The 21,300-nt window shown below is 43.6% G+C and carries 13 protein-coding genes; 9 read left to right on the top strand and 4 right to left on the bottom strand.

The features are described 5' to 3' along the window. Positions 1-107 precede the first annotated feature (107 nt). Both J2T19_RS15200 and J2T19_RS15195 read left to right on the top strand, forming a co-directional pair. Positions 108-1,853 carry an ABC transporter ATP-binding protein gene (locus J2T19_RS15200; RefSeq protein WP_307217093.1) on the top strand — a complete coding sequence of 582 codons (1,746 nt, stop codon included), beginning with the start codon at positions 108-110 and terminating at the stop codon, positions 1,851-1,853. Continuing rightward, positions 1,850-3,619, top strand: a complete 1,770-nt coding sequence (locus J2T19_RS15195; RefSeq protein WP_307217091.1) for an ABC transporter ATP-binding protein — start codon at positions 1,850-1,852, stop codon at positions 3,617-3,619. Before J2T19_RS15200 ends, J2T19_RS15195 begins: the two co-directional genes overlap by 4 nt. 148 nt (positions 3,620-3,767) lie before the next feature. On the opposite strand, the gene cyoE is transcribed toward J2T19_RS15195, so the two are convergent. Beyond that, positions 3,768-4,697, bottom strand: a complete 930-nt coding sequence (gene cyoE / locus J2T19_RS15190) for a heme o synthase (protein ID WP_370874883.1) — start codon at positions 4,695-4,697, stop codon at positions 3,768-3,770. Positions 4,698-5,194: 497 nt separating this feature from the next. Between cyoE and J2T19_RS15185 the strand changes: the two genes are divergently transcribed. Beyond that, positions 5,195-6,115, top strand: coding sequence for an NAD(P)/FAD-dependent oxidoreductase (locus J2T19_RS15185; protein ID WP_307217089.1), 921 nt, complete (start codon positions 5,195-5,197; stop codon positions 6,113-6,115). A gap of 131 nt (positions 6,116-6,246) precedes the next feature. Here J2T19_RS15185 and J2T19_RS15180 read toward each other — a convergent pair whose 3' ends face one another. After that, complete coding sequence (locus tag J2T19_RS15180) at positions 6,247-6,864, bottom strand: LysE family transporter (protein ID WP_307217088.1); 618 nt, start codon at positions 6,862-6,864, stop codon at positions 6,247-6,249. A 115-nt stretch (positions 6,865-6,979) separates the two neighbouring features. On the opposite strand from J2T19_RS15180, the gene J2T19_RS15175 reads away from it, so the two are divergent. From J2T19_RS15175 to J2T19_RS15160, 4 genes are all read left to right on the top strand, one after another. After that, on the top strand, positions 6,980-7,540 hold the full coding sequence (locus tag J2T19_RS15175; RefSeq protein ID WP_239289010.1) for a helix-turn-helix domain-containing protein: 561 nt from the start codon (positions 6,980-6,982) through the stop codon (positions 7,538-7,540). Between the two features lie 96 nt (positions 7,541-7,636). Beyond that, complete coding sequence (locus J2T19_RS15170) at positions 7,637-8,215, top strand: TetR/AcrR family transcriptional regulator (protein ID WP_128102373.1); 579 nt, start codon at positions 7,637-7,639, stop codon at positions 8,213-8,215. Between the two features lie 94 nt (positions 8,216-8,309). Further along, positions 8,310-9,791, top strand: coding sequence for a DHA2 family efflux MFS transporter permease subunit (locus tag J2T19_RS15165; RefSeq protein WP_307217132.1), 1,482 nt, complete (start codon positions 8,310-8,312; stop codon positions 9,789-9,791). A gap of 280 nt (positions 9,792-10,071) precedes the next feature. After that, positions 10,072-10,719, top strand: coding sequence for a hypothetical protein (locus tag J2T19_RS15160; protein WP_307217082.1), 648 nt, complete (start codon positions 10,072-10,074; stop codon positions 10,717-10,719). A 108-nt stretch (positions 10,720-10,827) separates the two neighbouring features. Here the strand turns inward: J2T19_RS15160 and J2T19_RS15155 are convergent, their stop codons facing one another. Next, positions 10,828-11,805, bottom strand: a complete 978-nt coding sequence (locus tag J2T19_RS15155; protein ID WP_307217080.1) for an alpha/beta fold hydrolase — start codon at positions 11,803-11,805, stop codon at positions 10,828-10,830. Between the two features lie 262 nt (positions 11,806-12,067). Between J2T19_RS15155 and metE the strand changes: the two genes are divergently transcribed. Next, entirely contained in the window at positions 12,068-14,356 is a 2,289-nt protein-coding gene (gene metE, locus J2T19_RS15150) for a 5-methyltetrahydropteroyltriglutamate--homocysteine S-methyltransferase (protein WP_307217078.1), read from the top strand. Positions 14,357-14,563: 207 nt separating this feature from the next. On the opposite strand, the gene abnB is transcribed toward metE, so the two are convergent. Then, positions 14,564-16,978: an arabinan endo-1,5-alpha-L-arabinosidase AbnB gene (gene abnB / locus J2T19_RS15145; RefSeq protein WP_307217076.1), complete on the bottom strand. Its 2,415-nt coding sequence runs from the start codon at positions 16,976-16,978 to the stop codon at positions 14,564-14,566. Between the two features lie 432 nt (positions 16,979-17,410). On the opposite strand from abnB, the gene J2T19_RS15140 reads away from it, so the two are divergent. Continuing rightward, positions 17,411-21,175: an alpha-L-arabinofuranosidase family protein gene (locus tag J2T19_RS15140; protein ID WP_307217074.1), complete on the top strand. Its 3,765-nt coding sequence runs from the start codon at positions 17,411-17,413 to the stop codon at positions 21,173-21,175. Positions 21,176-21,300: the final 125 nt, after the last annotated feature.

Below are 21,300 nucleotides of genomic sequence, written 5' to 3'. Positions count from 1 at the left end.
GTATGGTTCAGCGAAATTATTTATGATTCGGCTTAGTTAAGCAGAGTTTAAGAAGATGAATTTGATGTTATCTAACCAAGTGATTCGTACGTTGGAGGTGGGGCAAGATGCCCAAACAAGAGAAAAAATCGATGTCATGGCTATTGCGGTATCTAAAGCCAGTCCGATTGAGACTGGTGCTGCTGTTAATTATTTTGCTGACGTCGACAGGATTGCAGCTTCTGAATCCGCAGATCATCAAGCGGTTTATTGATACAGCTGCGAGTGGCGGCGTAGTTTCTAGTCTCATTCAGCTTGCAGGATTATTTCTGATTATTGCAATCTTCAATCAACTATTAACCGTAGCAGTAAGTTATTTAGGTAATGATGTCGCATGGCGGGCAACGAATCAACTAAGGGGTGATCTGCTTAAGCATTGCCTTGGACTTGATATGCGGTTCCATAATATGAAAACGCCTGGAGAGATGATCGAACGGGTGGATGGCGATGTCACGAGCATTTCTAATTTCTTTGCGATGTTTATCGTGCAGGTTATTGGTAGCTTTGTACTTCTTGCTGGAATCCTTGGTTTCATGTTTACGATTAATACACCGATTGCACTGGTCATGACGGTGTTCACACTAGTATCGATTTTGTTTATGGTCTTCATTCGAAATATGGGTGTTCAGTCATCCAAGAACGAGCGAGAAGCAAGTGCGTCCTTGTTCGGCATGATTGAGGAGCGTATTGCTGGGATTGAGGATGTGCAAGCAAATGGTCATGTGCCTTATGTGATGAATCGCTTCTATCGATTGATGCGAATCGTGTTTCTGAAAGGGCGCAGAGCTTGGATGCTTCGCGTTATTCCGTGGAATACAACGGTGATTTTGTTTGCCATAGCTGTAACTGCGGTACTCATGCTCGGTGTTCACAATTACATGCAAGGGGCGATTAGTCTAGGAACGTTGTTCCTCATTTATCAATACACACAGATGTTGAATGATCCAATTGAGATGCTAGGAGATCAGGTGCAAGAATTTCAGAAAGCCAAATCCGGCATGCTTCGCTCACGAGAACTGCTCTCCTTGAGCAGTGAGATCAAAGACGGAAACCGAGATACACTTCCTGCAGGTGCACTGGGTCTGGAGTTCGAACATGTGCATTTTAGCTATAACGAGGATAAGCCTGTATTGCGGGATATTAATTTTAAAATTAAGCCTGGCGAACGTCTTGGTATTATCGGACGCACGGGTAGTGGGAAATCCAGTCTGAGTCGTGTTCTTCTTCGGTTGTATAATCTGAATCAGGGTGTAATCCGGGTCGGAGGCCAGGATATCACGGAGCTAGCACTACCTGCATTATACCGCCGGGTTGGAATGGTTACGCAGGATGTGCAGTTGTTTGACGGTACGCTACGGGATAACTTGACGTTATTTAACTCGGAAGTTTCAGAAAACAAGATTATGGAAACGACAGAGCGACTGGGGCTGCGTCAATGGATTGATACACAACCGGAAGGACTAGACACTCACTTGAAAGCAGGCGGTTCTTCGCTTTCGGCTGGAGAAGCGCAGCTATTTGCATTAACACGTGTATTTCTGACCGAACCAAGTCTAGTTATCCTAGATGAACCCTCTTCACGTCTGGATGCTGCCACAGAGATGTTGCTGCAGCAGGCGGTTGATGAACTAATGAAACAATGCACAGGCATTATTATCGCACATCGATTAGCTACGCTGGATCAAGTAGATCAGATTATGGTGCTTAGTGATGGTGAGATTATCGAATTTGGAGCGAGAGAAGAGCTCGCGAATAATCCTGATTCACATTATGCAAGATTGCGCATGACGGGCAGAGAGGAGGAATTGGCTTGAATGTCGCAGGATTTATAGGTCGTTTATTTCGATTCAAATCAGTATTATTTATAATCAATGGGTTGTTATGGTGTATATTTCATTCCCTTCCGCTTGCCATCGGGATCGGTATGCAATGGTTTTTTGACCGTGTGACCATCGGATCTACCGATTACATGTGGCTTGCTGTTCCATTAATCTTTCTTGCACTGGTTAGAGTGGCCAGAATCGGCACATTCTTTACTGCTTTTTATGCTTGGATTACCTATGTATATCACATTCAAGCGATATTACGAACGAATATGCTTGCAGGTATTATGCGCTGGCCTGGTCGGAATCTTCCGGCTTCACCGGGTGAGGCGATGAGTCGGTTTCGTGATGATGTCGATGAAGTGGTTGAGTATGTAGAGTCCTGGGTCGACTTTTGGGGTAGGCTGGTATTTGCCATCGTTTCAATCATCATTATGGCTAATATCAATTGGAAGATTACGTTGGTTGCTGTACTTCCACTTGTTATCGTTACAGTGCTTAATAATCTGTCAGGCAATCGGGCTCGTAAGTATGCTCAGGTCAATCGTGAATCGACCGGTCGGATCACCAGTTTTATTGCTGAGACATTTGGAGCTGTGCAGGCGCTGAAGCTCGGGCAAGCAGAAGAGCATGTCTCATCCCGCTTCAATACCTTGAATGAACAACGTCGCCAAGCAGCATTACGGGATAATCTGTTCAAGCAGTGGATGAGATCACTGAATCAACACGTTCTTAGTATCTGTACTGGCTTAATTCTGCTGATGTGTGCTGCGGAGATGAGAGCAGGGCAGTTTACGGTGGGTGATTTTGCACTCTTCACGTCCTATCTTGCCAACATCGGCTTTAGTATTTCCTTGTTTGGGTATATGGTATTCCAACATAAACGGCTAAAGGTGTCCTTTGATCGGATGCGGAAATTATTTCGCCCTGGTGAAGAAAACCGAATTATGGATTATCGGGAAATCTATCTGGATCAAGATCCTCCCGAGCTGACTGACATCGAGCGAAGTCCAGGAGATGAACTGCAAGAGTTAGAAGTGAGTAATCTGAGTTACCAGTACCCAGATTCCACGAACGGGATACAGAATGTTGAGTTTCGCTTACAGAGAGGGCAATTCCTAGTTATTACAGGGCGTATTGGATCAGGGAAATCAACTTTGGTACGCACACTTCTGGGTCTCCTGCCGAAACAGGAGGGGAGGATCCGCTGGAATGGAAAAGAAGTAGATCCAGCTACATTTCTGATGCCCCCAAGAGCAGCATATACACCGCAGGTTCCCCGCTTATTCAGCGATACGTTACGTGAGAATATTGTTCAAGGTAAACGAGAATCGGTAGATGAATCGCTGGAAAAAGCGATTCGATTAGCCGTAATGAAGAAGGATATTGACAATCTCGATGAAGGACTTGAGACATCTGTGGGTCCTCGGGGCGTTATGTTGTCAGGCGGGCAGATTCAACGGGCGTCTACCGCGCGTATGCTGATGACCGAGGCAGACCTGTTTATCTTCGATGACTTATCCAGTGCGCTAGATGTGGAAACAGAACAATTGGTTTGGGAAGGATTAGCTAGTGAGCGAGAGGTAACGTGTATTGCGGTATCCCATCGTAGAGCTGCTTTATCTAGAGCCGATCATATCATTGTTATGAAGGATGGACGCATTGAAGCAGAAGGCAGTTTGAGTCATTTACTTGAAACAAGTGAAGAGATGCAGCTGCTCTGGCAAGGTGAACAAACACCTGCTAAGGTTGGATAAGGTAGAAGGAAAAGCAGAATTTGAAATGCAATAGGTGAAGGCTTGTTAAAGTAAGTGATTTAATATGACTAGCTTATCGTCACATAAAAGCCATATCGATCACTCGTTTGGAGTTGGTCGATATGGCTCTTTGCTTATCTATCTATTCTTATTTAATTAATTGAGCAATTAGAGAATAAGCAATGATAACAAGGAAAACGATCGTAATGTGATTAATAGAGAAGATGAACATTTTGTGTGACCATTTCTTCATTTCGTTTCTGTCAAAAGTAGCTACGCTCAAAATGAACCATGCCAAGCTTACAAGGAAGGCAACGATCGCAACCAATGGACTTAAGGACCAGAATAAGAAGCTGGAAGCCATCAGTAATACCAGATACACATTTGTCTGGATGTAGGTACGTCTGATACCTTTTACAACAGGAAGCATTGGAACATTTGCTGCTTTGTATTCATCAAATCTGCGAATCGCAATACCGTAGAAGTGAGGCATTTGCCACAACAACATCGTAACCACTAACGCCCAGATTTCAAAGTGACCAAGTTCTGGGGAGATGGCTGCCCAACCGATCAGCGGAGGTACAGCTCCAGACAAGCTTCCGACTTCAGTGTTATAAATCGTTGTGCGTTTTGTCCACATTGTGTATGGGAACACGTAGAGCAGTAGACCTAGGATACCAAAGACAGCAGCCGACGGGGAAGCAATGTAGAGAAGTATTCCGCCGATAATGGTGATGGTAATACCTAGAATTAGTCCAGACTTAGTGTTGACTTGTCCAGTTACAGTTGGACGTGTTCTGGTGCGCTCCATGATGGCGTCAATGTCACGATCGTACAAATTGTTGAATACGCCGGCAGCTCCTATAATGAGAGAAGAGCCGATGACCGAAAGAATGATCGGTACAATATTAGCTAAGAATGAAGCATCGAATACATACAGAGCCAAGCTTAAACCTGCAAACATGGCGATCAGGTTGGACTTGATAATTCCAACTTTAATGGTATCAAAGAAGACTTTGGGAATAGAGCTATACTCTAGTTCGATTCTGGGTTGAGACCCTTTATTCAATGTTTTCAAGTACTCACGTCCTATATCTATACTTATATATCTTGTGAACTTATTATAGCATTCCGTTTACTATGTGAAATAAGCAACTTTTTAGTATTAAAAATACTGTCAATTGATTGTGAACAATTTAAAAACAAGAGCTTTTTTAATTGTGAAAAATTAATTTATGTGTTACTGAGGGAATCTTAAGATGGTGCTACAAAATTTAACTTGCCAAAGATCAATTGAATGTATATTATGGATATAAGGGGTCTTTAATAGTTCGGTTAAAGTAGGTGTTCACTATCGATCCTGTACCATAAAATAAGTTCATCGATGTCGCGATTGTATCTATCGCTGTACATACGGTTACCTGCACAGCTTTCTAAAGTTCGGTCTACATGGAAGGAATTAAGAAATAACGATTGTTGTATCACTACTTTTTATTGAGTAGATTAACATCTGCTTAGGCAGTTATTTTTTTGATTGAATTAGAGACATAATATATCTGGAAAGGGTGCATTGATATGAAAGAAATTTTGGATGCGATAATTATTGGTGGAGGACCTGCGGGTCTGAATGCAGCTTTGGTATTAGGTCGGGCAAGAAGAAGTGTTGCTGTAATTGATGCTGGGCAGGCAAGAAATCGGGTTACGCAAAAAGCTCACAATTTTCTGACGAGGGAGGGAGTTAGCCCTAGCGAATTTCGACGGATTGCCAAAGAACAGATTAGTGCTTTTCCTTCAGTGCAATTTGTAGAAGATACGGCAGCTTCTGTGGAAGGAAGCGATGGTTCATTTCAAGTGACGACTTCGGATGGTTTAGTGCTTCGAGGTAAAAAGCTTCTGTTTGCAGTTGGTAAGAAGGATCTTCCGCTTGATCTTAATGGATTGTCTGAAGTATACGGCAAGACCGCATTTGTATGTCCTTATTGTGATGGATGGGAGTTAAGAGATCAACCTCTCGTATTAATCGTAAATGGAGCAAGAGCCTTACACTTAGCCCAGATTATCACAGGCTGGACGAGTAAATATACGATCTGTACGAATGGTCCAGATGAAATGACAGATGAACAACGTCAGGAATTGCAGCAACACGGCGTTCCTGTCTATGAATCACCAGTTCAACGTATTGAATCGCAGGATGGGATAGTGCAGCGCGTAGTTCTGCAAGATGGCAACCAGATTGAGTGCAGAGGTATTTTCTTCTCACCGAAGCTGTCTATCGGATCAGAACTGCCCCAATCCTTAGGATGTGAGATAAATGAGTTGGGTACAGTCGTTGTGGATGAACGAGCGAGAACCTCTATTCCAGGTGTATTCAGCGCCGGCGATGCTGCATCCGAATATCATCAAGCGATTGCGGCTGCATCCTTAGGGGCACTTTCGGCAGTGAGTATCAATAGTGAATTAGCTATGGAGGCTTGGAATAAACAAGGTATTGAGTGACGAGTTTAAAAACAGGGAAGTACAGATAATGAAATAGTTAACATGCATGAAATGATTCAAACGAAATATGACTATTATATAAGTATATGAGCGTTCAACTCCGCTGTGGGGGATGAACGCTTGCTTGTGTTCTACTTAGAAACTAAGATGGATACGGCACTGAAGATAAGCATGACTCCCATCAACATATTGAAAATCCTTTCATGTCTCAACAATAAGTTCTGGAATAACGAACCACAGAGTGCCCATGTCATATTGGCACTAATCCCAATCAATGTTAGTAGTAACGAGAATAAGATTAGATGGTGGTGTGAATGTCCTAGTGGAATGACAAACATGGAGATAGCAGTCAGACCATATATGATGACCTTCGGGTTGATGAATTGCAGCACGCAACCAAACCTGAAGCTATAGGGAGAAGTGCGTAAAGCGTTGTTCTTTTTGGAATGACTTAACATGACTTTTACAGCTAAATAGAGCATGTACATACATCCCAATAGATTAAGTATAGGACGGACGGTCGGAATGAATTGATGAAGCATTAGGCTGAAATAGCTGGAGAGTATCATAATGATCATACAACTTAATGCGACTCCTCCTATAAAAGGAAGTGTTTTGCTGAACCCATGATCTCGTCCGCTTGTCATTGCGATAATGTTATTAGGTCCTGGGCTGAAGGAAGATACGATAGCATAGATCAGTAACGGAATAATAAACATATAGTCTCCATATCCTTTTTTATGTGCCATATAAAGTATTTTTGTGCTTTATAATGCACGAATTTATTTTATTGTACAATATGTGCTTTATAACGCACAATAGGTTTATAATAGAGTACAGAAGAAAAAGAATGGAGAGTGAGGCATGGTGAAGAACCAGGTTAATACGATCCTGGCGCAAAATTTGAAGTCAATCCGGGAAGAACGAAAGTTAAGTCTAGATAAGGTAGCTGAATTAACGGGGATTAGTAAGACAATGTTAGGGCAGATTGAGCGTGGTGTATCTAATCCAACCATTGCAACCGTATGGAAGATTGCTAACGGATTGAAGACCTCTTTTACATCATTAATTCATGAACCGGCTTCAGATACTCTTCTTGTGACACGATCGGATGTCCAGCCATGGATTGAGAACAATGGAAAAATACGAATCTATCCCCATTTTCCATTTGAGGATGGACGTCACTTTGAGATGTATATGATGGAAATGGATCTGGAAGCTGATCTACAAGCAGAGCCTCATATTGAAGGAAGTGAGGAATTTATTACGGTCTTCGAAGGAGAAGTTGTCATTCGCATAGAGGAAGAGGAGTACAGGATTCGAGCGGGGGAATCCATTCGTTTCCGAGCGAATAGACCGCATGCATACCAACATTCTGGAGCGGTTACGACGAAAATGAGTATGGTAATTCACTATTCAAAATAAGGAAGTTAAAAATTAAAACAAATGATTGACAATGCATTCAAATGCGGTTTTAATTATATAGACCGATTGTTATAATTTTTTGAAGGAAGTGGCTCCATGAGTGAAAAGTCCAATGCTAGAGAGCTTATTGTCAGCACAGCAGCGAGACTGTTTTTTTCACAAGGATATCATGCGACAGGTCTGAATCAGATCATCAAGGAGAGCGGTACGCCGAAGGGATCGTTGTATCATTATTTCCCAAGCGGCAAGGAAGAGCTGGCACACGTATGCATTGAGAAAGCCAATCAGCATATCCTACAGGTGTTTGAAGAGACGTTTGCTGCACATGACAATACTGGAGACGCCATTCAGCAATTTATACACGACTTGGCTGATGAGACGGAAGCCGCGGGATTTACGGGTTTCTTGCCATTTAGTTTTTGGGCAGCCGTAGAGACTTCCTGTATCAGTCAACAATTGCGAATTGCGTGTCAGGGCGTTTTTGCCGATTGGCAGCAGATCATCAAAAAACATTTGTTATTGGATGGCATGGGTGAAGATAAAGCACGTGATACAGCACTTCTGATCATCTCCATGATGGAGGGAGCACTGATTATCAGCCTGACAAATCAGGACAAACAGCCTCTGCTGACGGCTGCTGATTACTTATCGGTAGCGGCGAAAAACGCCATATAAGTAAAGCTATATAAACTGAACATTAGTTCATTTATATAGACAAAGAGAGAAATAGTTTGAAACGTTTGAGGAGGATGGGATCGTGGAGGCTTCCATGAAAGGCGGTTCTGTACAGAACCAGGAAGAAACAAAGCAATATAAGGTGTTTCCAATCTTATTTGCAATGTTATTAAGTGGATTTATCGGATTGTTTGGCGAGACAGCATTGAATGTGGCATTAACACCACTGATGGGATTGCTGGAAGTTGGTCCAACGACGATCCAATGGTTGACTACAGGATACTTGCTCGTTCTAGGTATTCTGGTGCCGGTATCCGGTATGTTGTTACAATGGTTTACAACGAGACAGTTGTTCACAACTTCTCTGATATTCTCCATAGCAGGAACATTTGTAGCTGCTCTTGCACCCAGCTTCGAAATTTTATTGGTGGCTAGGGTATTACAAGCGGTCGGTACAGCATTACTTCTTCCGCTTATGTTCAACACCATTTTGGTTATTTTCCCGATTGAAAAACGCGGTGCAGCTATGGGTCTGATCGGTCTCGTTATTATGTTCGCACCTGCTAGTGGTCCGAGTATCTCGGGTCTGATCTTGGCTAATCTGAGCTGGCACTGGATCTTCTGGATTTCGTTGCCATTCTTCGTAATTTCCTTAATTTGTGGCTTGCTGTTCTTGCCGAATATTTCGACGTTAACGAAGCCAAAAATCGATGTGCTTTCCATCGTTCTATCTACACTTGGATTCGGCGGTATTGTATATGGATTCAGTAGTGCAGGTGGTCATGGAGATACCGGCGGTGGATGGACAAGTCCAGTCGTAGTGATTACGCTCGTTATTGGTGTGCTGTCCTTGTTAATCTTCAGCATCCGCCAATTGAAAATGAAGCAACCTATGATGGATCTGCGAGCTTTCAAATATCCGATGTTCACAATCGGTCTGATCTTGATCTTCATCTGTATGATGATGATGTTGTCCTCCATGCTGATTCTCCCAATGTTCTTGCAACAAGGGATGGCAGTTACAGCATTGACTGCGGGACTTGTATTATTGCCGGGTAGCTTGCTCAATGGATTCTTGTCTCCGGTCATGGGACGTCTCTTCGATAAATTCGGCCCGAAATGGCTCGTTAGAATTGGGCTTGCAGTTGTTGCGGTTGTTCTATTTATGTATTCAACGATTACAGCAACCACAGCATTGGGTACAATCATTACATTACATGTATTTATGATGGTCGGAATCTCGATGATCATGATGCCTGCTCAAACAAACGGTTTGAACCAATTGCCACCAGCATATTATCCTCATGGTACAGCAATCATGAATACACTCCAACAAGTATCGGGTGCGATTGGTACGGCTGTAGCTGTAAGTATTCTGAGTGCTGGTCAGACTCGCTTCTTAAGCGGAGTGGCGAACCCTGAAAGTCCTGAGAATCAATTGGCAGGTTTCACATCTGGTGTACAAAATGCCTTTGTTTTTGCACTAGTGCTTGCGCTAATCGGACTGGTCATTTCCTTCTTCATTAAACGTGTTAAAGTAGGTAACCAACAGGGTCAGCAAGGTCCTATGCATTAATAAAGATTAGATATTAAACGTTAAAAAGACGGTACACTTCCTGTTTATGCAGGGAGGTGCCGTTTTTTTGTGTCTTGACGTGAAACGGGTTCCAACCTTTAAAGTGAAATTATAAACGACGTAAGTTGGATGGCTTCGAAATTTTCAGAGCAAATACTTCATGTTTTGACCATATTGTATATGTTCATACCAATTATTAAAGATAAAATAGTATGTACAAAGGTAATCTTGTTTATTTGAAAACGTTTTAGTCTGAATAGAACAACAAGGAGATCTGATTATGAACATTGTGAATCCTATACCTTCAAATATGAAAGAGTTACTTGCTCACTATGATGCCAATGGACATCTAACGATGCAAGCTTCCTTAATCGGTCAGCGTTCTGTTGTGTATAGAATTAAAGACTATAGCCTTAAAGTGTATAGTACACGTGGAAAAATAGATGGAGAGATCGAGTGTGAGGCCATATCAACAATGCAAAACTGTGCATTCGTGCCTAAACTGTACGCATATTCTTCAGGAAAGTATGTCCTTAGTCAGTGGGTTGACGCGCTTAATCTGAGACAGTATCGAGATACGTATGGACACATTCCACCTCAATTAATGAATGATATCCTCACAACAGAAATCCAACAGATTAGAGCAGGTTTTCAGGATTGGGATGTCATCCAGTATGAGAACTTATTATGGACAAAGTGCGGTGACGTGAAGAGAACTGATTTCTGGTTATGTGAACCTATAGGTTCTAGGCGAGAAGCTGCTGAAGAGAAGTTCAATCGCAAAATACAGCAGATTTGCAATCAGGATTGGAGTGGGTTCGAGCATATTCACAACTACTTCAACCGACATGGACTTACGTCTAAGGATATGCGGGAGGCGCTAGACCAATTTCTATCTCATAGAAATGGTTTATCCCTGATTGGATAATCGGCAAAAGATATAAAACCCCCAACGATTTACTTATCGTTGAGGGGAGTGAAACTAATAACATTAAGTCATTATTCTGATATGAATGTCATTGATATGAAGCGTTACTTATTTGGCTGCTAATTCTAATATTTCATCAGCTACTTGCTCTGGATGATACTGATGAACATAATGCTCAGAATCTTTCACCGTCACGTGTTTGGGTTGTGTTGACCAGGATGTGAATTCAGTTTGAGTTTGATCCCAGATCGCTTCACTAGATCCCAAATAATCTGCAGTTAGAATCGTTAGTGGTACAGATAGAGGTTTCGTATGATTCATTACGACTGTTGCATTGGCATTCATCTCACGTAATTCATCCACGGTGTTGGCATTCCCATAGTTAAGCAGCAGAGCCGTTGTATCGACTTGTTTTAACTCATCAGGTACAAATTTCAGGTTGTTACGATTAGCACGGGTTGCTTCCAAGACAGGTTCGGATTGTAGAGACAATCGGAACAGCCCCGTTTGAATACGGAATTGATTCATAAAGCCACCAATGACATCGGCTAAATTATCTTCGTCTTTTGCATAATACTCCGGGCTACCCCCATCTATCATCATAATGCCTTTTACTTCATTCGGGTACTTCTGAGCATATCGCAGCGTTTCAAGCGACCCAAGGGAGTGCCCGACGAGTATGTAAGGTGGTTGTTGTCCAGATGTCGTTAATAACTCATGTAATTCCTCCGCAATGCTATCCACGTCTCGCTTTTTGTCGGTTACCTCACTATAACCATAACCGAATCGGTCATACACCGCGAACTTGGTGTAGGGAGATAATTGTTCATATAAAGGATAATAATCTACATAGGGGTTAGCCGTACCCCAACCGGATGCCATGACCACTGTAACATCACCTTGACCACCTGTATAGAGGTGCATATTTTCTCCATGTACTTTGTAGAGCTTGCCTGGGGGTGTGAAATTGTTCAAATCTTTTCTTGTCTCTACCTGCTGATAAACCACGCCTGATCCCAGAAGAACCAGAATCAACGCAAGTCCCGCAATGGCTGTAATTCGTAGTCGTTTTCTCCATTTTTTCATGTCATCACATACTCTCTCGCTGTATTTTCCTCAGTATAACTGCCCGAGCTTATGTATATAAAAACACAGTCTTAATTCTAGCTTAATTCATGTTTCCCTTTCCGGGACATCCTCAATATTGGCGTAATTAATCTATATTGAAAAATACTCTTTGCTATAGCCTTAAGCTATAGCTGGGTATAATTTTATGGAATTACATGGCACAAGCCTTTCTGTGATAACTTTTGATATAACAAATCGAAGTGCAGAGGGGAAATATCATATGGTGAAAAGTAGTGTTCTTGGATATCCGCGGATTGGAGCAGATCGTGAATGGAAGAAAGCATTGGAAGCATATTGGGCAGGCAAAATTGACAACGAAGCTTTTGAAAGCCAGCTCCAAGAGATTCGTTTGAATCATCTGCGTAAACAGCAAGCAAAGGGCATTGATTACATTCCAGTCAACGACTTCAGCTATTATGATCATATATTGGATACAGCTACGATGTTTGGTTTGATTCCTGAGCGCTTTGCATATGAGGGCGGTAAAGTACCATTGTCTGTGTATTATGGGATTGCGCGTGGAACGAGGGATGCCGCTGCCAGCGAGATGACGAAATGGTTCAACACGAATTATCATTACATCGTACCGGAATTGTCGGGCCTCACACCCGTACTTACGGAGAATAAACCTCTGGTGGCGTACCAAGAGGCGAAGGAGAAATTAGGAATTGAGGGGAAACCCGTTCTAGTTGGTCCACTTACGTTTGTGAAGTTATCAAAAGGGTATAGTGCCTCTGAGACGGGGACGTGGATTAATCGACTCCTACCTCTATATGTACAAATTGTTCAAGAATTGCAGCAGGAAGGTGTGCAGTGGGTACAGATTGATGAACCGATCCTTGTTACGCAATTGAGCGATGAAGATCTGCAACACCTGAGAACCATCTACGAAACATTACATGCATCTGCACCTACAATCAATATTATGTTACAGACGTATTTTGAAGCTGTAGAGCGTTATCAAGATATTGTGGCGTTGCCTGTGCAAGGCATTGGACTTGATTTTGTACATGGACGGCCCGGGAACCAACAATCGCTCCAATCGTTTGCTTTTCCACAGGACAAGGTACTGGGAGCCGGTATTATCGATGGTCGTGGAATCTGGAGATCTTCTCTGCAAGAAAAGCTGGATCTTCTGAATGAACTGTCTGCCATCGTATCACCAGATCGCCTCATCATCCAATCCTCATGTAGCCTACTGCATGTTCCGGTAACAACGGATCGTGAAACGAAGCTTACGTCTGAACTGAAAAATGCCTTGGCATTCGCGGATGAAAAGCTAGATGAACTGGTTCTCTTAACCCAAGCACTAACGTCAGGCATTGGCGCCATTGCTACACAACTGTATACGAGTGCCCGAGCAATTCTGGCTCTTCATCAGTCCAATGAGCGCAATCGTAGTGATGTTCAGCAAGCGGTGGAGAAACTTCGGGTACAAGAGCCGGTACGTTCTGTGCCATTTGCTCAGAGACATCTCGCACAACAGGATAAGTGGCAGCTACCACTCCTACCCACCACAACGATTGGAAGTTTTCCTCAATCTGCTGAGGTTCGGAAAGCGCGTCAGAGCTGGCGCAAAGGGGAATGGAATCAAGAACGTTACACGGATTTTATTCATCAACATATCGATACTTGGATCGGGCTTCAGGAAGAGATTGGTTTAGACGTGTTAGTGCATGGGGAATTCGAGCGCACGGATATGGTTGAATTTTTCGGTGAGAAGCTGGCTGGGTTCGCCTTCACGCAGAATGGTTGGGTGCAATCATATGGATCACGCTGTGTGAAGCCACCTGTCATCTTCGGAGATGTGGCATTTGACGGAAACATGACGGTGGAAGAGACGGTATATGCTCAATCTCAGACGAAGAAGCCGGTGAAAGGCATGTTGACTGGCCCGATTACCATTATGAACTGGTCTTTTGTCCGTGACGATATCCCGCGAGAACATATTGCATATCAGCTGGCTTATGCCCTCAGACAAGAAGTCGAGGCGCTGGAACAAGCAGGAATCGGCATGATTCAGGTGGATGAACCGGCTGTTCGTGAAGGGCTCCCACTTAAGGTAAATGAGCAGGAGGCATATCTTGCTTGGGCCGTGAAGGCATTCAAAATTACGACTTGCACGGTACAGGAAACGACACAAATTCACACGCATATGTGTTATTGCGAATTCCATGACATGATTGGCTCGATTGAAGCCATGGATGCAGATGTCATTTCGATTGAAACCTCACGGAGTCATGGTGAATTAATTCATAGCTTTGAGCTGAACACATACAAGCTTGGCATTGGACTCGGCGTATATGATATTCATAGTCCACGTGTACCTAGTGTGAAAGAAATGACGGATATGATTCAGCGGGCTTTGCGTGTGTTACCGGCACAATTGTTCTGGATTAATCCAGATTGCGGACTTAAAACACGTGGTTATGACGAAACGGTTGCATCGCTGCAAAACATGGTTGAGGCAACGCGACTTGCTCGTAATACCTATGCTACGGTTGTGTAACAACTGATCTTACGGTTAGAAAAGAAAGACTGACGCATGATTGCTCAACATTCATGCGATAACAACAAAAGCAGGAACAAGAACAACTGTAGCTCTTACATTCAATAGGCTACAGTTGTTCTCTATTCAGGACAATAGAAGAGACCACATTCATGCACGGAACAACTGAATGTGGTCTCTATATATTTCTTAATTCCTTCGGCTCATTTACTCTGGCCGCTTTTCAGCCGAACGTTGAATCTCTTTAGCAGTTAGTGCTTTGTTATAAACACTCACCTGATCCATCTTGCCTTTGAAGTACGGATCAGCAGCATAACGGCTCTTACCTAAGTAAGCCTCAGTAACATGTAAATCTTTAGGGTTGAAAGTGATTTCGTTACTACTCGCTACAGGTTGTCCGTCTACATATAAGATTCCTGTGTCACCCTTAAGCGTAACAGCAACATGAACCCATTGATTTGTCGGCAATGCTTGCGAAGCGATCAGACTTTGATCCTTACCCTCATTATGAATCGTAAATTGAAGAGCACCGTTATGTTGAGCTGGCGTAAGGAACATGTGTCGGGTCAAACCATTACCAAAGTCGAAAACACGTTGCCATGCGTCACCACCATCCCAGTTGACCCAACCGCTAAATGTGAAATCTGTCGTATCTGTGATAAGTCCAGGTAGTTCAACCGAGCTGTCTTGACCGTTAAAAGCAGCAACGAGGTTTTTCTTTTTACCTACGACTGAACTCTCCACATGAAAGGCCTGCCCATGATATCCGTTTTTGCTGGAATCCTGTGCAATTTTGGCGAGCTTGCTGCCATCAAATTGATATTCACCTAGTACAGGTCCTTTGGCCTGCTCAGGTACGGTAACCATATACTTCTGCGTAGTCGTTGCTACACCTTTTGTGATGTTCGCCGTTAATGTTATTTTGGCATCGCCTTTGCCTGCTCGAGGACGATTGACAACTCCGGTATTGGAGAGAAAAGCTGCATTAGACGAACTCCAGGTAATCTTACTATCCCGCGCTCCTGAGGTAGGCAGGGACATATTAAAGAATATATTATGGGTATCACCGATATTCAAATCCTTCTTAACCGCATCCACAACAGCCTGATCCGTCAGGCCAGCTTCTTGGCTCCCCCAGATCGCAACGCCTGAAGAGGAAAGGGCACTGAAGGTCAATACTTCACGCTGTAGATTGGGTTCCCACTCATAGGTCAGAACGCCTTTGTACGTTACACCATCTGCGGTAAGGGTAATCTGATTCTGATTACCATCTGCAAGACTCCACGTACCCGTGACTGCACCACTGATCTGACCATTAGGAGAAAAGACAACATTTTGAGATGTTTTGATAGCAGATGAGATATCTTTTCCGTGATTAATCCACTTATACTGACCGGCTACCGCAGTACTAGGAATGGCATTAGAGGCCTCATCCAATCCCGCATAACGATACGGAGAAACCGTTGGCCATCCATCAGCATTCATGTGCATTTCATGTACACGGACTTCATGTTGTTCCCCGCGTCCTGGGAAGCGAGAATGGAAGATCAAGAAGTGCTTGCCACTCTCAGGATCAACATAGGCAGAGTTGTGACCAGGTGATACGTAACCAATTCCCTGACCTGTACCCGGATCACCGATCTGTCTCTGGAACAGGTAATTACCCATCAGCTTCACGCCGAATGGCTCAATGGATGCGTCATCGAAGAGAGGTTTGTCCTTGTCTGCCTTGACTTGAATCATATCGTTCCCCGCAGCATCGTAAAATGGACCGTCTGGTGTCTTTGAGCGAGCTACCCGAATGTTGTATCCTCCCACAGCGTCAAGTCCACCATAGGAGAGGAATAGATAATAATAGTCCGTCTCAGGGCTATATTGCATATAAGGGGCTTCAATGCGGCTGTGATTGCCACCCGTCAGTTTTTTGCCATAACCTTGATTCGGTAGAGGTTTACCCGTCGTTTCGTCCATCTCTAGAATGAAAATTCCTCCGGAATATGAGCCATATACCATCCATAACTTGCCGTCTTTATCAAAAAACACATCGGGGTCAACAACGTTGGGATGCTTCGTTGCATCATATATGGTACCATCCTCGCTAATCTGGTCCCACATACCCGATTTCAGCACAATCCCCTGATCCTTATACGGTCCTTCAATGTTATCGGCGACAGCAACGCCTAGTGCGGAACGAGGAGAGTCGCCTTTGCACGCATTGTAGTACATATAAAATTTGCCGTCAGCCAATTGAATAACATCGGCCGCCCATAGTGTATCCGTCTGCGCCCATGCTAGAGCTTCTCCAAACTCCTTCGTCACATTAGGAACGACTGGATTGTTATCCGTAACTCCTGATGCTACGGCCTCCCAGTTCATAAGATCTTTGGATTTAGCGACTTGTAAGTGTGAACCGAATACGTAAAAGGTATCGCCAACCTTAATGACAGAAGGATCATGAACAGAAACATCCGTAAATCCAGGTATCGAGTTAAGCGTAGATTGAGTAGTCAAATGTGGTTGAATCACGTCTGAGGTAGAACTGTTCGCCATAGCTGAGCCTGGCAATAAACTTGGTGAAGTGAGTAGAGCAGCACTAAGTGCGATAGCCATATAACGCTTCATAAAATTCCCCTTTCATCAAACACCCAATGATAGTTTATTTGTTCATTACCTGAATCAATTTCATAACTCATTAAAACGAGTTTTATGGTGATTGAAGCAACCAAAGGTATTATGAAATTGATTTACCTAATTGCCGAATACTTCAGCACACACCTCCTTGATAAAATTTACAATTAACCGCTTTCATTTGTTATAGTATCAATCAATTCATATATTTGTAAACTATAATGTTTGTGACATATCGATTAAATGTCCGTCGAGAATGATATCCCGTTAATCATTCAATCCTTCGCTGAATGTGATATATTTTCATTTTATGATTGAAAAATGGGTTACAACTAGGTAGTATAACGTGTATGTGTATTGTTTAAATGTTTATCAACTATTTTATATTTATATGAATTAAATTTCGGTTACATAGGAGGATTACCAATGAGTACATTTAAGAATCAGATGATCGCACATTACACGTTTAATGAACCGACGAACATAGGTCAGGACTCCTCGGGAAATGGTCATGATGGAGTAGCTTTAGGAGATCAGAAGCCTAACATTTCTAACGTACAAGGCAGAACTGCTGCTACGTTTGCAGGTGGAGCCAACGGATCATCTTATCTTCAGCTGCCTTCCAATCTACTCCAAGATGTAAGCGATAACACTGGGTTAACGGTTTCCACATGGGTCAACTTCGGCAAGGGTGCCAATGTGTGGGAGCGAATCTTTGATTTTGGTAAAGGCGAGCAAGGCCCATATGTATTTCTAACCCGTCAGTTACGAAGCTCTCTGTATGCGGCTGACGACCTCGTGGCCGATCCAGGTCGTGGCTTTGCTAGTGGAGAATGGATGCATATTGCTTTGTCCATCTCAGGAACAGAGAATGGCACGCTGAGTAGTGCAGGACCCATCGTTTATGTGAATGGAGAGAAAGTTGCGGATGGCTCCATTAGCCAAACCTCTAGTGGGAATTATGCGAAGCTGCGTAAATGGTTTGATACCTTCAGCGATGTTTCCAACTACAGCCAGAACTATATCGGACGTTCACAATATGCGGCAGATGTTGATTTTGCTGGCTCGCTCTCCGATCTGCGCATTTACCGCGCAGGCTTAACCATGGATGAAGTGATTGAGGTGATGTGTGAGTCACTGACAGATGAGGAAATTATCAAGCTCGCAGGGGATAAATATCTTTCGTTCCCGACCAAAATTATTACGAAGGATATTTCATTGCCCTTGAACCTATTGGGTGGCAAGGTGGATGTACAATGGGAGTCTAATCAGCCTGAGATTCTATCGAATGATGGAAAAATCCAGACGGTTACGACACCGCAAGAAGTCCGTTTAAGCGCTTTGTTAACGAAGGGCAGCAGTACAATCAGCAAGCACTATGATGTTTCCGTATTGCCTGAACATTTACCTCCATATTCCATCACCATTCATGGGAATCAGAAGATCGCTGATATCAGTGAAGTGATGTATGGGTTGTTCTATGAAGACATCAACAATGCGGCAGATGGAGGCATTTACGCAGAACTGGTGCAGAATCGTTCGTTTGAATCGTTTGCCTTTGATACATATTCACATGCATCAGGAGAGTGTGGTTGTTCGACGGGGCGGAATCGTGAGCCTTTGTTTGCTTGGTCTGGGGACACAGATTGCATGATTGTACAGCAGACGGGTGGATTGAACGAGCACTTTGACGTAGATGATCCGGAGACGAATGCTTACTATGTGACTGTGCAGGATGGTGGAATCATTCGTAACCGTGGCTTCTCAGACTCGAATCAGCACTGTGCAATGTCGATCCAACAAGGGGAGCACTATAACTTCACAATATGGGCCAAGGCGAATGCCCCAGGTACGATAACGGTGCAGTTGCAGGATGCGAGTCAACATTCCATCAGTGAACCTGTCGTTTTGCATGTAGATGGGGGAGGCACTTGGAAGAAGTATGGTGTAAGTACGCAACAGGCTTCAGCCAACCTGGTCTTAACCGGAACGGCAACTGCAATGGGACAATTGGTACTGAGTTTTGCAGGTGAAATCTCCATCGATATGGTGTCATTAATGCCGCAGGATGTATGGGGAGCAGCACCGAACGAACAAGGTGATTCCAGTTCTGCACATGCAAATTACAAGGGGAATCCAAATTACCGACTTCGGAAAGACCTCATTCAGGCACTTGTGGATTTACATCCGACATTTCTACGTTTCCCGGGAGGTTGTATCTCAGAAGGTTCATTTATCTGGGAGAATGTCTATGATTGGAAGGACTCCGTAGGTGAGGTTGAGCTTCGCAAAGAGAACTACAATGTCTGGGGATATATGATGACTATGGGTCTCGGTTATATGGAGTATTTCCAACTAGCAGAGGACTTGAATGCTTTGCCAGTGCCAGTGATGGCGTGTGGTGTCCTTTGTCAGGCGCGTTCGGATTATGCTCATCCAGCCGGTGGTGCACTACGGGAATATTATATCAAGAACTTTACGGATCTCATTGATTTTGCGCTAAGTGTTGATGTAGATAATAATGAATGGGCTGCACTGCGTGCGCAGATGGGACATCCTGAGCCCTTCGATCTTCGTTACCTGGGGGTAGGGAATGAGAACTGGGGAACCGAGTTTTTTGCTAACTTTGAAGTGTTCAAAACATCCATTGATGCGTACATGAAGCTTCACTATCCGGAACACGAGCTGCATATTATTTCAACGGTTGGTGCTCAGGCAGATGATGATGCATACCAGGAGGGATGGAAATTCCTAAGTGGTAATCTTACGGGGTCGGCACAGGTTGCATTTGCAGATGGTTCGGAAGTAATTACAGAGACAGTGAATTGGTATGAGCATCAGCAGGATTACATGGATACGATTGCAGATGAGCATTACTACCGTTCGAATGAATATTTGCTGAACAATGCGGATCGCTATAATTACTATGACCGAGCCTACCATGCGGATGGTAGTATCGACTGGAAACAGACCTCCAAGGTGTTTGTAGGTGAATATGCATCGACTGATAAAAATACACTTGCTGGCGCTGTTGCTGAAGCAGCAGTGATGACCGGATTCGAAAATAATGCGGATGTCGTGCGCTTGGCAGCCTATGCGCCGTTATTTAATAAAGTGCTAACCGATGGAACCTATCGCTGGACACCGGACTGCATTTGGTTTGATGACGAGACGGTATGGTTCACACCCAATTATTATGTGCAGCAGCTCTTTGCGAAGCATGTAGGGAAAGAAGTGCTGGGTACTTCATTCAGGACGTACAACAAAGGCAAACAGCTAGAGCTGATCCCGCGTGGAGGAATTGAGATTGCGACGGGTCATGCTGATATCGTAGTTAAGAGCATTAAGGTCACTTCCAACCAAGATGACAGCGTTCTGCTTGAAGAGGACTTTAGAGAACAGAGCGAGCTTAGCGAAATATGGTCACTTATTCCTGGATCGGTAGGATATACGCTGGAACCGGGTAACGGATTACGATTAGAAGCGCAGGAAAGTGGACTAAACGGAATTTATTTGCTCAATGAGGAATGGACCAATTATCAAGTGCAGGTGCAGGCTCAGCAGGTATCGGGTGAGGATGGTTTCTATGTTGGTGTAGGTCTAACCGATATCACACCTGAGAACAAAGATGTCACAGAGTATGCGATTGCATATGACGGGCATGCAACTGGAGTTAAAGTGTACAAACAAGGTATCGAAGGTTACACACTGGGCGATTATTCTTCCAGCTCGGCAGCAGGCAATCTCAGAGCAGCGAACTATGAACCACTAACGGATGATACGTTGTATTCGATCACAGTCAACTATGGTGGTGAGACTGGAGATCGACTCCTCTGCTCCTATACGGATGGACATACATCAAGTAAAACGCTCGACTACAAGTTAGAGGCGTACAATCACGAGGTGTTCCACTCTGTTACGAGAGATGATAAACACGTGTATGTGAAAATGGTTAATGCTGATCCTGTAGAGAAAGCAATGCAGCTTCAGCTCGAACACCTGCAAGTAGCATCCGAAGCAACATGGATTACAGTCAGTGGAGACGAGAGTTTAGTTCACATCCCGAATGTTAACCAAAAGAATGATGAGAAGGTCATTCCAGTTGAACAGAAGGTGAACCTAGAGGGAGAGACAACTATACTTCGCTTACCGGCGAATTCAGTGAACGTATTCGTTATGAAACTCGTATAAACAGCTATAAAATAAGGCGATTCAACGGTGAATCATACCTCCATCGTGTAGAAAATAGGTTTTTTTCTACAGATGGGGGTGTTTTTTTATTTGTAAGTGATGAGTCAACAAAAGATACCTAAAGT

The sequence above is a fragment of the Paenibacillus tundrae genome (assembly GCF_030812775.1).
Taxonomy (GTDB): Bacteria; Bacillota; Bacilli; order Paenibacillales; family Paenibacillaceae; genus Paenibacillus; species Paenibacillus tundrae_A.
Note: the sequence above shows the minus strand (reverse complement) of the source record. Positions and strands in the feature narration are given on the sequence as shown.